The sequence below is a fragment of the Brachymonas moutaii (nom. illeg.) genome (assembly GCF_049977365.1).
Classification (GTDB): Bacteria; Pseudomonadota; Gammaproteobacteria; order Burkholderiales; family Burkholderiaceae_C; genus Brachymonas.
In genome coordinates this window covers 1-13,615 of record NZ_JBNGEN010000009.1, presented here as the reverse complement: position 1 = coordinate 13,615, position 13,615 = coordinate 1, and the positions used below count along the sequence as shown (strand labels likewise).

General features: G+C 67.7%; 11 protein-coding genes. 5 read left to right on the top strand and 6 right to left on the bottom strand.

The annotated features are described in order from the left end of the window. The first annotated feature begins 27 nt into the window (after positions 1 to 27). The 3 genes from ACP2WS_RS09860 (at position 28) to ACP2WS_RS09850 (ending at position 3,406) form a co-directional block, all read left to right on the top strand. Entirely contained in the window at positions 28 to 621 is a 594-nt protein-coding gene (locus ACP2WS_RS09860; protein ID WP_426460654.1) for a cold shock domain-containing protein, read from the top strand. Between the two features lie 331 nt (positions 622 to 952). Further along, positions 953 to 1,861, top strand: coding sequence for a transferrin-binding protein-like solute binding protein (locus ACP2WS_RS09855; protein ID WP_426460653.1), 909 nt, complete (start codon positions 953 to 955; stop codon positions 1,859 to 1,861). Between the two features lie 90 nt (positions 1,862 to 1,951). Next, positions 1,952 to 3,406 carry a surface lipoprotein assembly modifier gene (locus ACP2WS_RS09850; RefSeq protein WP_426460652.1) on the top strand — a complete coding sequence of 485 codons (1,455 nt, stop codon included), beginning with the start codon at positions 1,952 to 1,954 and terminating at the stop codon, positions 3,404 to 3,406. Between the two features lie 64 nt (positions 3,407 to 3,470). Here ACP2WS_RS09850 and recG read toward each other — a convergent pair whose 3' ends face one another. Then, positions 3,471 to 5,651, bottom strand: coding sequence for an ATP-dependent DNA helicase RecG (recG, locus tag ACP2WS_RS09845; RefSeq protein WP_426460651.1), 2,181 nt, complete (start codon positions 5,649 to 5,651; stop codon positions 3,471 to 3,473). A gap of 160 nt (positions 5,652 to 5,811) precedes the next feature. On the opposite strand from recG, the gene ACP2WS_RS09840 reads away from it, so the two are divergent. Continuing rightward, complete coding sequence (locus ACP2WS_RS09840; protein WP_374493486.1) at positions 5,812 to 6,669, top strand: 3-hydroxybutyryl-CoA dehydrogenase; 858 nt, start codon at positions 5,812 to 5,814, stop codon at positions 6,667 to 6,669. 128 nt (positions 6,670 to 6,797) lie between these two features. Here the strand turns inward: ACP2WS_RS09840 and ACP2WS_RS09835 are convergent, their stop codons facing one another. The 5 genes from ACP2WS_RS09835 to ACP2WS_RS09815 all read right to left on the bottom strand — a co-directional run bounded on the left by ACP2WS_RS09835 (position 6,798) and on the right by ACP2WS_RS09815 (position 11,838). Beyond that, on the bottom strand, positions 6,798 to 7,454 hold the full coding sequence (locus ACP2WS_RS09835; RefSeq protein ID WP_426460650.1) for a potassium channel family protein: 657 nt from the start codon (positions 7,452 to 7,454) through the stop codon (positions 6,798 to 6,800). A 143-nt stretch (positions 7,455 to 7,597) separates the two neighbouring features. Then, positions 7,598 to 8,164: a hypothetical protein gene (locus ACP2WS_RS09830; protein WP_426460648.1), complete on the bottom strand. Its 567-nt coding sequence runs from the start codon at positions 8,162 to 8,164 to the stop codon at positions 7,598 to 7,600. A 258-nt stretch (positions 8,165 to 8,422) separates the two neighbouring features. After that, positions 8,423 to 9,565: a bifunctional diaminohydroxyphosphoribosylaminopyrimidine deaminase/5-amino-6-(5-phosphoribosylamino)uracil reductase RibD gene (ribD, locus tag ACP2WS_RS09825; protein WP_426460647.1), complete on the bottom strand. Its 1,143-nt coding sequence runs from the start codon at positions 9,563 to 9,565 to the stop codon at positions 8,423 to 8,425. After that, the gene (locus ACP2WS_RS09820) at positions 9,562 to 10,239 is read right to left on the bottom strand and encodes an O-methyltransferase (protein ID WP_426460646.1); all 678 of its coding nucleotides are present in this window, start codon (positions 10,237 to 10,239) and stop codon (positions 9,562 to 9,564) included. Before ACP2WS_RS09820 ends, ribD begins: the two co-directional genes overlap by 4 nt. 51 nt (positions 10,240 to 10,290) lie before the next feature. Then, positions 10,291 to 11,838 carry a chloride channel protein gene (locus ACP2WS_RS09815; RefSeq protein ID WP_426460645.1) on the bottom strand — a complete coding sequence of 516 codons (1,548 nt, stop codon included), beginning with the start codon at positions 11,836 to 11,838 and terminating at the stop codon, positions 10,291 to 10,293. A 678-nt stretch (positions 11,839 to 12,516) separates the two neighbouring features. Here ACP2WS_RS09815 and ACP2WS_RS09810 point away from each other — a divergent pair. Next, positions 12,517 to 13,563: an FUSC family protein gene (locus tag ACP2WS_RS09810; RefSeq protein ID WP_426460644.1), complete on the top strand. Its 1,047-nt coding sequence runs from the start codon at positions 12,517 to 12,519 to the stop codon at positions 13,561 to 13,563. Positions 13,564 to 13,615: the final 52 nt, after the last annotated feature.

The following is a 13,615-nucleotide window of genomic DNA, read 5'->3' as shown; positions in this document are numbered from 1 at the left end:
CATTGCTCCGCAGTGTTTTCCGCGACCATGGCACTGCAACTCGTTGGCACCCTCTCCATCTGGCATGAAGCCAAGGGATTCGGCTTCATCACTCCCCATCTGGGTGGGCAGGACATCTTTGTGCATATCTCCGATTTTCCACAGGCAGGGGGACCACCGCGCAAGGGGGAAACCCTCCTCTTCGAAGTGACCCAGCGCAAGGATGGCAAGAAGCGCGCCATCAAGGTGCAACGCCCCCAGCCCTCCCAACTGCACACGGCCTCCACTTCGGCACCTGCCCAGCGCCCTCATTCCCCTCGATCTCCACGGCGTCGACGAAGCGCGCTTGCCTCGGGTGCCATCGCCTTCAGCATCATGGCCGCCCTCTACGGCTCCCATGTCTCTCGGCACGCCTCCCGCCCTGCCGAAGTGGCGGAAGTGGCTCCGGTCACGGCGCAACCCAGTGAGTCCGCACAGCTCGACTCCCCCTCCCCCTTTCATTGCGACGGCCGACAGCACTGCTCGCAGATGCAGTCCTGCGAGGAAGCCCGTTATTTTCTCCAGCACTGCCCGAACGTGAAAATGGATGGCGACGGAGACGGCATCCCCTGCGAGGAACAGCTCTGCCGAAGCAAGTTCTGATCTGCTGTCACCGCAGGCCTGTCTTCTCGTGCCTCAAGGCCTGGCCAGCAGATGGACGGATCTGTCGGCCAGGCCCACACCGTGTGGCACATCCTCTCTGAGATCGCACCATGCACTCCTGCACGGAATCCGCATTGACAATCATTTCCATTATTATTTAACAGTGCATCGATAATGCACTTCACAAGCCATGTTCCATATTAAATTAATTTAATGTTTCTCGTTATATATATCGTGCGTTCATGCTACAGTTTTGACACTCTCTGTAATTGCCTCTTGATGCAGGAAACATAAGCAGAGAGAAAGTTGTACCAAAACAAAGGGAGTAGACATGAAAATGCATTCTTGGCATTTGACTTGCCTGGCAGGCGCTGTGGTTCTGGCACTGGGAGGCTGTTCATCCAGCGGTGGCAGCGGTACCGGTCTCACCACTGGAACCACGATCGGCACCACCACTGGCACCACCACTGGCACCACCACTGGCACCACCACTGGCACCACCACTGGCACCACCACTGGCACCACCACTGGCACCACCACTGGCACCACCACGCTCGAAGGGTATGCCATCATTGGGTCGCCCACGGATTCGACGGGCACTACGGCCAGCGTGAGCGATGCCCCCAGCTACATCGCTCCCTCCTCGCTGACCGAAGCCCTGACTACGCTCAAGGTGGATGGATATACCTTCACCTTCACCAACAATTCCGGCACGGCTTCCAGGAGCGATGGCTCCGGCACGGTCCACTGGGGTGCCAACTACGATGTCACGAGCTATGCGAGCTATGGTATTGTGGATACGGACATACAAACAGACAGATCCGGATATGTGTTCTATCAGGGCCAAGTCACTTCCCCAAGCGACATGCCCGTGACGGGCACAGCCACCTACGCGGGCACCTTCTACATACAAGGCGGCAATCAGAATTCTTATATCAATGCTACCGGCACTTCAAACTTCAGCGTGGATTTCCTCAACCACACCCTGAATGGGACCCTGACTGCCACCCAAAATCTGGATTCGAGCGCCCAGCTGCCTGCCTCCAGCATCTATCTGACGGCGGCCCTCAACGGCAACGCATTCTCGGGCACCAACACGGCTACCGGCACCGTGACCACCGGCAAGTTCTTTGGTCCGCAGGCGGCGGAGCTGGCCGGGCAGTTCTACAACGGCAATACCACGGGCGCCAGCCCGCTGGGTCAGCCCTTCATTGGAGCCTTCGGCGCCAGGAAGCAATGACGCACCCCTGCACCGCCTGCGGGCGGTCATGGCGCAGGCCCCCGCCCCGGCGGGGGTTTTTTATCGTCCGTTCACGCCTGTCCTTCCTTCATGAAAACTCCCGATCTCCTGCGCTGGCTGTGCGGCAGCCTCTGCTCGGTCATGGGAACCCTGTCTGTGGCCCACGCCGCCTCGCCCGGCGTGCCAGACACCCTGCCGTCCTCGAATTTCGACATCACCTCCGGCTGGATGCATGCCGAGGAGGCGCGCACGCCGGTGCCTCTGCAGGCAGCTCCCGCTTCTTCGAACTCCACGCTGACGCTGTCTGCCAAGGAGCTGGTCCAGCGTCCCGCGCTGCTGCAGAAGGCGCTGGACTCTGCCGTGCAGCGGCAGGATGTCAAGGGGGTGCGGTTTCTGCTCCCGCTGTATGCCTCGCTGCCCCACCGCGATGAGATTCTGGTGCGGTTCGCCCGTGCGTTCGTGGCGCGTGCCGAGGGCCGGTATGCCACGGCGATCGACGAATACCGGCACATTCTGGCGGTCCGGCCCGAGCTGACTCCGGTGCGTGTGCAGCTGGCCATGACGCTGTTTCTGGACCGGCAGTCCGAGGCGGCGCGCGATCAGTTCCGCAAGGCGCAGGGCGATGCCGCCCTGCCGGCTCCGGTGCAGGGTCTGGTGGAGCAGTACATCCAGGCGCTCGACCGCCAGACGCAGTGGAATGTGTCGCTGGGGGTGCGCTATCTGCAGGACGACAATGTCAACAATGCCCCGCAGCAGCGTTCGCTGGCCACGTCCAGCGGGGTATGGACCTTTCCGGGGCCGCAGGCCGGGCATGGGCTGGGCTACAGTGCATCGGCCGTGAAGGACTGGGAGCTCGATGCGCATCTGTATGCGCGGCTTCTGGGAACGGTGGAGGGCAAGACCTACTGGGACAACCATGCCTATGACGATGTGCAGACGCGGCTCTATGGGGGCATGCTGTACCGCAATGGCCGGCATGAGGTGGGGGTGCTGCCTTTCTTTGCCTACCGCTGGTTCGGTACGGCGCCGTATTCCCATGGCCCGGGCCTACGGGTGCAGGAGACCTATGCGCTGAGTCCGCAATGGCAGGTGTTCGGGGCGCTGGAGTATGGCCGGCTGGTCTACGGCAGCCGCTCCTTCCTGGACGGACACACGTCCATGGCGTCGGTGACGCTGGCCTATCGCCCGTCGGCCCGGCAGATGTGGACGATCGGGGTGGATGGAGGGGGCCAGCATGCCCGCGATGCGAGCAATGCCTACCATCTGGCCGATGTGCGGCTGGGCTGGGATCAGGAGTGGGAGCACGGGCTGTCCACGTCGATGCAGGTGAGCGCGATCCGGCGCTGGTATCAGGGGCCGGATTTCTTCGACATCCTGCGCCGGGATTCCGAGTATGTGGCACGGCTGTCGGTGTGGCGGCGGGACTGGCAGTGGCTGGGGCTCACGCCGCGCCTGACGCTGCAGGGGGATCGCCTCGACAGCAACCACTTCTACTACCGCACCCGCAAGAATCAGGCGTTCATCGAGCTGTCGCGCTCGTTCTGAGAACAGGCCGCACACGGGTTCCGGTTCCGGCCGATTCGGTTCGATTCGCCTGGGGCCTCGGCTCTCAGGCCTTGAGGTAGTCCTCCCGCCCCCCGATCCAGCGGTCGAGGTGGCGGGTGGCCTCGCGGGGATGGTGGGCGAGCATGTGAGGGGCCCAGTGGCGGGCCCACTCGATGAGTTCGGTATCGGTATCGAGATCGGCAAAGCGCAGCAAAGGGGTACCGCTCTGACGGGCACCCAGCAGCTCGCCGGGGCCCCGGATGGCGAGGTCGCGTCGCGCAATCTCGAAGCCATCCCCGGTTTCCACCATGGCCTGCAGCCGCGCCTTGGCGGTGTCGCTCACGCGGCCGGCCTCGTTGGTGGCGTAGAGAAGCACACACACGCTGGCGGCCGCACCGCGTCCCACCCGCCCCCGCAGCTGGTGCAGCTGCGACAGGCCGAAGCGTTCGGCATGCTCGATGACCATGAGGCTGGCATTGGGCACGTCCACGCCCACCTCGATCACGGTGGTGCTCACCAGCACCTGCGTATGCCCCTGCACAAAGGCTTCCATCACGGCCTTTTTCTCAGCCACGGGCAGCCGGGAGTGCAGCAGCGCCACGGCCACGGGCCGGCCATCGGGGGTGTGGGCGGTCTGCAGGGCCTCCTGCAGTTCCTCCCAGGTGCGGGTGGCGTTCTGCAGGTCGAGCGTCTCGCTTTCCTCGATGAGGGGGCAGACCCAGTAGACCTGCCGGCCCTCGGCAAGCTGGCGGCCGATGCGCTCGACGATTTCATCGCGCCGGTGCTGGCTGATGATCTTGGTGAGCACGGGGGTACGGCCCGGCGGCAGCTCGTCGATGGTGCTGACCTGCAGGTCGGCGTAGTAGCTCATGGCGAGGGTGCGCGGAATGGGCGTGGCCGTCATCATGAGCAGATGGGGTTCGGCCACGGGCCCACCGGGGACTTCGGGCGGGGCCATCTTGTCGCGCAGCGCAAGCCGCTGCGCCACGCCAAAGCGGTGCTGCTCGTCGATGATGGCCAGCGCCAGACGATGAAAGGTCACACGCTCCTGGATCACCGCATGGGTACCGACCACCAGGGCGGCCTCGCCGCTGGCGATGCGGGCGAGCATCTCGCGGCGCTCGCGCGGCTTCTGGCTCCCGGTGAGCCAGGCGACTCCCACCTCCAGCGGGGTGAGCCAGTCGAGCAGCTTGCGGAAGTGCTGGGCCGCGAGGATTTCCGTCGGCGCCATGAGCACGCACTGCCAGCCGGCATCGATGCAGATGGCTGCCGCCAGGGCGGCCACCACGGTCTTGCCCGATCCCACATCGCCCTGCAGGAGGCGGTGCATGGGGCGGCCGGTCTGCAGGTCACGGGCGATTTCCTCGGCCACGCGGCGCTGGGCCTCGGTGAGCGAAAAGGGCAGCACCGCCAGCAGCCGCTCGTGCAGGCCGCCTGCACGCACGGGCAGACGCGGCGCATGCAGCCGGTCGCGCTCGGCCCGCGACTGGGCCTGCGAGAGCTGCTGGGCGAGGAGTTCCTCGGCCTTGAGCCGCAGCCAGGCCGGATGGGTGCGGTCTTCCAGCGCGGCCATGGACACATCGGGCGCAGGATGGTGCAGATAGGCCAGTGCCTGCGCCAGGGGCCAGGGCGGCTGGTGCAGACGCGCCGCCAGATCGCGCAGCGCCTCGGGGGGCACGGTTTCGGCGAGCAGGCCGGTGGTCTGCGCCCGCTGCAGCCCCTGCACCACGGCCCGGCGCAGATAGGCCTGCGGCAGGCTGCCGGAGGAGGGGTACACCGGCGTGAGCGCATCGGGCAGCTCGCCACCGGCGGCCCGAAAGGCCGGATGCAGCATGGTGCAGCCCATGAAGCCGATCTTGACCTCGCCGCGCAGCACCACACGTTGCCCCTCGGCCAGCGCCTTCTGCTGACCGGGGTAGAAGTGAAAGAAGCGCGCCGTGACCACGTCGGTGCCGTCATCGACCGTCACCACGAGCTGGCGGCGCCCGCCCCAGCTCACCTCGCAGGAAGTGACCACGCCCTCGATCTGCACCGTCGCGCCGGGCGCCGCATCGCTCAGGCGGGTGATGCGGGTCTCGTCCTCGTAGCGCAGGGGCACATGGAGAGCAAAGTCCATGGGCCGCACGAGCCCGAGCTTGCGCAGGGCCTTCTGCTGGGGCGAGAGCGGGCGCCCGGCCCGGGCAGACGGCGTGCGCGCAGCGGGCTGCGCAGGGGAAGAGGCGGAATCGGCAGGGGAATCGGACATGGAACGGAGGCGCTCTCCCGAAAGCCGGCACGGGAAGTGCCATCTTTCACAAAGGGCCGGATTGGACAGGGCTTGCCGCTGTGCAGTGCAGCATAATGCCACCGACACGGGTTAAGATAATCCATTGAATCATCAACCAACTGCGGAGCATTCTATGAGCATCAGCATTCAGAAGGTCGGCATCATCGGCGCCGGAACCATGGGCAACGGCATTGCACAGGCCTGCGCCACCAGCGGCATCGACGTGGTGATGGTGGACATCGCCGAACCCGCCGTCCAGAAGGGCATCGCCACCGTCACGGCCAGCCTGGACCGCCTGATCAAGAAGGAAAAGATCACCGAAGCCGACAAGGCTGCTGCCCTGTCCCGCATCAAGGGCAGCACCAGCTACGACGACCTCAAGGACTGCCACCTGGTGATCGAGGCCGCCACCGAGAACCCCACGATCAAGAACAAGATCCTGCAGCAGCTCGACAGCATGCTGCCGGCCGATGCCATCATCGCCAGCAACACCTCCTCCATCTCCATCACCGAGCTGGCTGCCCAGACCCAGCGTGCCGACAAGTTCATCGGCATGCACTTCTTCAACCCCGTGCCCATGATGGCGCTCGTCGAGCTCATCCGCGGCCTGCAGACCAGCGACGCCACCCATGACACCGTCAAGGAACTGGCCGAAAAGCTGGGCAAGACCCCCATCACCGTCAAGAACAGCCCCGGGTTCGTGGTCAACCGCATCCTGGTGCCCATGATCAACGAAGCCTTCTTCGTGCTGTCCGAAGGCGTGGCCACGCCCGAGGACATCGACGCCGGCATGAAGCTCGGCTGCAACCACCCCATTGGCCCGCTGGCGCTGGCCGACATGATCGGTCTGGACGTGTGCCTGGCCGTGATGGAGGTGTACGTCGAGCAGTTCAACGACAGCAAGTACCGTCCCTGCTACCTGCTGCGCGAATACGTGGCCGCTGGCCGCCTGGGCCGCAAGACCGGCCGTGGCGTGTACGACTACACCGCCAAGTAAGCCTGCGGGCCCTCTACGGGCCCCTGCGCAACGACAAGGGACGCCGTGTGCGTCCCTTTTTCATGTCTGCTCCATGGCGGTTCACGCTCGCCTGTGGACTCGTGCCGGAAACACCGGGCTGCCGCGCATCAGGCCGCTTCGCGGGCGACGGCCTGTTCCGGTTCGCGGTGGGCCGCAGCAGCGGCGGCTCCGTTGCCTTCGGGGGCTGTCTGGGCTGCGGCAGCGATCGGGGCGCTGCCTTCTGCCGCCGACGGAGTTGGGGCATCGGCCACCGAGGCCAGTGACAGGGAGGGGGACGCCGCATTCTGGTAGCACGACTCCTGCGTGATGCCACGCTGTGCCTGGAGCTGCTCCAGCGTGAGGCGCACCACATGCAGCTCGTGCCTCAGAATCCGCAGCTCGGCCAGCATTTCCAGCTCGCTGTGCTTGTCCTCGACCTCCACCTCCTGCTCGACGAAGATCGCGGCCAGCGAGGCCGTGACCATCGACAGCACGGCCAGCCCCAGCAGCACCACCACCACCGCGAACATGCGCGAGGCATGGGTCGAAGGCACCACGTCGCCATAGCCCACGGTGGCTGCCGTGGTGAACGCCAGCCACAGCCCGTCCGAGAAGGTGTAGACGGTGGGGTCGAGCAGCCAGAACCCCACCCCGCCCAGCAGCAGGATGACCGCGGCCAGCGCCAGCGAATACATGAGCCCGCGCCGCACCAGCCGGTGGTGCCGCAGCCGCATGCGCTCCTTGCGCCGTTTCCACGGAGGGGTTGCCGAGGGGGTGTTGCTCATGCCCTCATTATCTGCGCGCGTCCCGGCTTCCCGCCCCGGGTGTCGCGGCTTTGTGACGCCTGCATGACAGGACATTCCCGCAGAGACACGGCCCTTGCCCGGATGGCTGCCACGGAGCGCAGGGCACGTGAGGGGACGTCACGTCACGGCGCGGGGGCGGCCGCAGCGGGATTCGGTGCCCGCACCGCCTCCACGCCCCACGGCCAGTCACGGAAGGCCGCCAGCCCCTGCCCACCTCCGTGGGCAGCCGGCGTCGCCGGCGCTGAGGTGGCAGGTGGCATGCCTCCAGCCCGCGATGCCGGTGCCGGAAACGCCGTGGCCGGTGCAGCCGCGCCGGCCGGAGCCGTGGGATTCGGCTGCGGGGTCGGACTCCCCAAGGTGCCCACCACCGTGCCGGCTCCCACGCCCACACCGACCGGGCCGCCCAGCCCTACCCCTGCGCCTGCGCCGGCAGTGACCTGGCCATGCGACCCGACACCCAGCCCCACGCCAAAGGGCCCGGAATGCACGGACACTCCCGCCCCGGCACCCCCCGTCCCCAGCCCCACCCCCACCGACACGCCCGGAAAGATCGGCACACCCACCCCCACTCCCACGGAGCATCCCGCGAGCCCAGAGGCCCCCATCAGCACGCCCATCCCACAGGCGCAACGCAACAGGCAAGGCAGCAAACGCACGGTACGCGCGGCAGTGGAAACAGCAAAGGACATGACAGAACTCCTCGGCAGGGCCCCCGAGGCCCCGATGGAAGGGATGAAAACGGAACGGAACACCCACACACGGCAATCAGGACAAGCAGCCACTCGACCTTCTCAGGCTGGGCTGCATCCCATCCGCGACCATGCACCATAGCGGGCCTCTGCCGTTCGGACTCCCCTGCGCTGCCCGGAGTTCCGCACACATGTGCGCAAAGTGTGACGGATGCACGGCAGACGCGTGCCGACAGGAGCAGGAGGCGCTGCGCCGCCTTATGCGCAGGGCGCGGCATCTTGCGGGGACTGCCGCCGCAGGCGCAGGCGCAGGTCGTCCCCCACGCTTGTCACCTCGTGCCAGTGCCAGCGCACCGCATCGACCACGCGGGCCAGCGGCGGCAGCGCAGCCAGCGGTCTGCCCGGCCCCAGGGCCAGCGGCGCCACATAGGCCAGCCATTCGTCGGCCAACCCGGCATCGAGCAGCGCCCCCACCAGCGTGGCCCCGGCCTCGACGTGCAGTTCATTGACCTCGCGCCGCGCCAGCTCGGGCATGAGGCTGACCAGATCGACGCGCCCGGCCGCATCGGCGCCCCAGGCCTCGACCTGTGCCCCGGCCGCACACAGGGCCTCGCGCCGCGCCTCCCACGCTGCGCGCGCGGCCGGCTCCGCAGGCGGCACGCCGTAGATCCACACCTGCCGCTCCGGCACGGCCAGCAGCCGGGCCTGCGGCGGGGTGCGCAGCGCGCCATCCACCACCACCAGATGCGGCTGGCGGGAGGTATCCGGCAGGCGGACGTTGAGCAGCGGATCATCGGCCAGCACGGTGCCCACGCCGGTGAGCACGGCACAGGCCCGCGCGCGCCAGTGCTGCACGTCGGCGCGCGCCGGCTCGTCGGTGATCCAGCGCGAATCCCCGTCGGCCAGCGCCGTGATGCCATCGAGCGACGAAGCCGTCTTGAGCCGCACCCACGGCAGCCCCTGCTCCATGCGGCGCAGAAAACCCAGATTGAGCTCGCGCGCGGCATGGGCCACGGCGTCGGGTGCCATGTGCACCGCAATGCCCGCCGCCTGCAGGCGCGCAATGCCCTGCCCTGCCACCAGCGGATTGGGGTCGCGCAGGGCCACCCACACCGTGCCCACCCGGGCCGTGATGAGCGCATCGCAGCAGGGAGGCGTGCGGCCATGGTGGGCACAGGGCTCCAGCGTGACGTACACAGTGGCGCCGGCCACGTCGTGCCCGCGCCGTGCGGCGTCGCGCAGGGCCATGACCTCGGCATGCGGGCCGCCCCGGCGCTGGGTGTGGCCCTCGCCCAGCACGCGGCCGACGTCATCCACGATGACACAGCCCACGCGGGGATTGGGATTGCTGAGGGTCAGGGCCTGGGCGGCCAGATCGAGTGCGCGCTGAAAGACATTCATCCCCGCATTATCGGCGGGTGCACCAGGGCCTGCTGCCGTGGCCCCTCCACCCGGCAGGCCACCCAGGTCTGGCCGCCCTCCAGGGGAGGCTGCAGCTGCCAGCGTGCCCCGTCGCGCAGATCGGCCTTGGCCCTGCGACAGCCCTGCGGGCCGTTGAGCTCCAGGTTGGCGCACACCAGCCAGCCCCCGGGCCGCAGCAGCCGGTGCCATGCGTCAAGCAGGGCATGGGGCGGCACATGGCCATCGAAGAACACCATGTCCACACTGCCCGGCGCACAGTCCAGCGCCGGGAAAGTGACGGAAAACGAGCCCTCGTGCAGCCGCACCCGCCCGGCCAGACCGCACTGCGCAATGTGCTGCCGCGCCAGCGCCGCATGGGCGGCATCGCCTTCGAGCGTGTCGACCTGTGCCTGCGGACTGGCCCAGGCCATCAGGCAGGCCGTGTAACCCAGCCCGGTCCCGAACTCCAGCACGCGCCGGGGCGCGAGCGCTGCCACCAGCCGCCAGAGCCCCTCCCCGTCCTCGAAGGTATGGGCGCTGCACCCGTGTGCCGCCTGATGCCGGCGCGTGGCCGACTGGATCGCCCGCAGCTCCGCAGGCAGCACGGCAGTGGCAGAAGACGGGGACGGGGGCTCAGTCAGCCCCGGGAACAAGGACGAAGAAGACGACGACATGGCAGAACACAACGGCAACGACAGCAGCACACGCACACACGGCAGCACCCGTCATTGTCCCCCCTGCGGCCCGCGCCCTGCCGTGCGGACGGCTACCCCAGCACCAGCCCCAGCATCTGGGGATACGCCGGCGTCTTCGGGTGCAGCAGACTCCGCGACAACCGGGGGCAGATCCTCGTCGCCCTGTGGTGCGGCGGCGGCGGCGGCGGCGGTAGCGGCTGCCGCCTCGTCGCCCGATTTCCCGTCTTCCTCCCTGTCTCCCCGTGTCTCAGGAGGCGGCAGGGCGGCCCAGCCTGCGGGAGCCACCGGCGCCCCCAGCGCCTTGCTGTACACCGACCGCGGGCGCAGCATGCTCGACAGCACCGACGCCAGCACGCACGCGGGCATGGCGGCCAGCACCACGTTGTAGCTGCGCGTGCTCTCGAACACCATCAGCGCCGACATGGCCGGCGCATGGGTAATGGCCGCCAGCAGACTGCTCATGCCCGCCAGTGCCCACAGCGCCTGATCGGCATGGCCACCGGGCACCTGCACGCCCTGCGCCACCATGAGCCCCAGCGCCCCACCGAGCGCCAGCGTGGGCGTGAGCACCCCGCCCGGCACCCCGGCCGCACTCGCCACCGTCACGGCCATCAGCCGCAGCGCCGTCACAAGCACCAGCGCCGACAGCGTCCACGGATCGGTCAGAAAAGCCTGCACCGTGCTGAAGCCGTTGCCCCACACCTCGGGCCGGATCACCGACAGCCCCCCGATCACCAGCCCCGCCAGCCCGAAGCGCAGCGGCACCCACGGCACCCGGCGCTCGAACCCCTGCCGCGTGCGCTCCAGCAGCCACAGAAAGGCAGGCCCCACCAGCCCCGCCAGCACCCCCAGCAGGCAGGCATCGACCAGATCGGCAAAGTTGATCGGCGGCACCGCCCGGGTCAGGTACAGCGGCCCGGCGGCAAACAGCGTCTGCGTCGTCAGCTCCCCCATCATGGCAGCCACCAGCAAGGCCGCCATCACGCGCAGGTGCAGCCCGCCCAGAATGATCTCTGCCACGAACAGCGTCCCCGCGATCGGCGCATGGTAGGCCGCGGCAAAGCCCGCTGCCGCACCACATGCCACGATCAGCCGCCGGTGCGCCTCGTCCATGCGCGAGAGCCGCCCCACGAGCGAGGCCATCACCGCCGCAAGCTGGATCATCGACCCCTCCCGCCCGATCGTGATGCCGCCGCTCACCGCCAGCAGCGACGCCCCTGCGCGCACCACATTGGGCGCCACCGGCAGACGGCCGTCGCCCACGCGCACGGCCTCCATGTAGGCGGGCCCCGGAGCACCGCGCAGCAGCCGCTGCCCCGCCCACACCACCAGCCCGGCCGCCGTGGCCGCCACGCAGGGCACCAGCACCCGCTGCCAGGGCGCCAGTGCCGCAGCGGCCGCCACCAGATGGTGCTGGCTGGAATACAGCCCCATGAGCGCATCGAGCGCCCAGCGGAACCCCTGCACCGTGCACGCCCCCAGCACACCCAGCAACGCCGCCAGCGGCAGCATGGCCACCATCGGATCGAACCGACGGCGGCCTGCCACATCGGAAGGCAGGGAAGAAGACGAAAACACGGACACGACCAGACCAGAATGCAGAAGAACGACAGAAGAAACCCCGACCCGCCGCAGCGGGCAGCGGGCAGCGGGCAGCGGGCAGCGGGCAGCGGGCAGCGGGCAGCGGGCAGCGGGCAGCGGGCAGCTTACCATTGCCCCGCACCGAAGCACACCGTCCGTGGCGCACAGCGCGGCGCCCTTCTCGGGTTCTGGCTTTGGGGCAGAATCATGCCCATGCCCATGCCCCTCCTCGCGGAAGTGGCTCAGGCATGCGCACGGAGTCGGGTGCGGTTACCCCCGGCGGAGTCGTGCGCTGTACCTTCAGCGCACCTCTCTGCTCACCATCCGGCGCCCACGACTGCCAGTCGGCAGCAAGCATTCTCTCCGGCAGGAGGACGCCGCGCCACTCCTTCTCGCGGCACCATTTCCGGCTCCGGCCGGAACGCTGCCGCAGTCACCGTCACAGCGGCAGTCTGCCAGCCAGTGGCGGCCGATCCACAGCGCGCCGTGAAGAGGGACACCCATGCAGCCGCCCCCGCGTGGCCGGCGGACAGAGGCCGGAGCACGCCGCGCGTCTCATGACAGGGCGGTCTGCCTCGGCCCCGGCACTGCCGATCGCCCAGCTCCGGGATGTGTCGCCTTGACCTGCCTGACCTTTCTTTGTTTTTGTATTCCTCTCACCTCAAGGGAGCCCGCATGAAATCCTTGCTGATGCAGCAATGGGACGACTTCTGGAAACTCAACCCTGCCAAGCGGCGCTGGGAAATGCCCTTCGTGGCCGCCATGGCCTCGGGCGTGCCCCTGTTCATCGGCGCGTACTTCCAGCACGTGGAATACGGTCTGGTGTCGAGCCTCGGCGGCATGACGTTTCTGTACATGCCGCACACCAAGCTCGCGCACCGCATCGTGTTCATGCTGTGCGCCGCCTCGTGCATGACCACCAGCTTCCTGTTCGGGCTCGTCGCACACCATTTTCCGCACCTCATGGTGCCGCTCATCACGGTCCTGACCTTTGCGCTCACCCTCATGAGCCGCTACTTCCGCATCGCCCCACCCGGCAACCTGTTCTTTCTCATGGCGGCCATGATCGCGGCCTACATGCCCCTGCCCGTCGACCACATTCCCTATCAGGTGGGCCTGCTGTTCATGGGCGCCCTCATGGCCTGCATCCTGGGCCTGTTCTACACCCTGTACCTCATGGCACGCGGCGTGCCGGAGCAGCCCATCATGCCCGTCGAGCAGGACATGGAACTCGTCGTCAGCGACTCCGTCATCGTCGCCCTGTTCGTGGGCGCCTCCCTGCTGCTTGCGCAGATCCTCGACATGCCCCGCCCCTACTGGGTGCCGGTGAGCTGCATCGCCGTGCTGCAGGGCATCAACTTCCGCGCCGTGTGGAGCAAGCAGCTGCACCGCATCACCGGCACCGCCCTGGGCGTGGTGCTGGCCTGGGGGCTGCTGTCGCTGCACATGAACGTCTGGTACATGTGCCTGACCATGATGACCCTGAGCACCCTCATCGAATTCGTCGTGGTCCGGCACTACGCCTTTGCCGTGGTCTTCATCACCCCGCTCACCATCTTCCTCGCCGAAGCCGGCAACCCCGGCATGGTCAACGAAGTCATCGCCGCCCGCCTGTGGGACACCCTGCTCGGCAGCGCCATGGGCCTGCTCGGCGGCTACTGCCTGCACCAGCTGGGCCTGCGCCACTGGCTCTCGCACCGGCTGCATGTGATGCGGGGGTGAGGGGAAAGGCATGAGCAGCACGAACTGCGCCATGTGACTGACTCCTGTCTTC

What these genes read in the sequence shown, in the direction of transcription:
- ACP2WS_RS09855 (WP_426460653.1), top strand. Translation starts at nt 953, where the DNA reads ATGAAAATGCATTCTTGGCATTTGACTTGCCTGGCAGGCGCTGTGGTT.
- ACP2WS_RS09835 (WP_426460650.1), bottom strand. Translation starts at nt 7,454, where the DNA reads ATGAGCAACACCCCCTCGGCAACCCCTCCGTGGAAACGGCGCAAGGAG.
- ribD (WP_426460647.1), bottom strand. Translation starts at nt 9,565, where the DNA reads ATGAATGTCTTTCAGCGCGCACTCGATCTGGCCGCCCAGGCCCTGACC.
- recG (WP_426460651.1), bottom strand. Translation starts at nt 5,651, where the DNA reads ATGTCCGATTCCCCTGCCGATTCCGCCTCTTCCCCTGCGCAGCCCGCT.
- ACP2WS_RS09810 (WP_426460644.1), top strand. Translation starts at nt 12,517, where the DNA reads ATGAAATCCTTGCTGATGCAGCAATGGGACGACTTCTGGAAACTCAAC.
- ACP2WS_RS09820 (WP_426460646.1), bottom strand. Translation starts at nt 10,239, where the DNA reads ATGTCGTCGTCTTCTTCGTCCTTGTTCCCGGGGCTGACTGAGCCCCCG.
- ACP2WS_RS09830 (WP_426460648.1), bottom strand. Translation starts at nt 8,164, where the DNA reads ATGTCCTTTGCTGTTTCCACTGCCGCGCGTACCGTGCGTTTGCTGCCT.
- ACP2WS_RS09860 (WP_426460654.1), top strand. Translation starts at nt 28, where the DNA reads ATGGCACTGCAACTCGTTGGCACCCTCTCCATCTGGCATGAAGCCAAG.
- ACP2WS_RS09850 (WP_426460652.1), top strand. Translation starts at nt 1,952, where the DNA reads ATGAAAACTCCCGATCTCCTGCGCTGGCTGTGCGGCAGCCTCTGCTCG.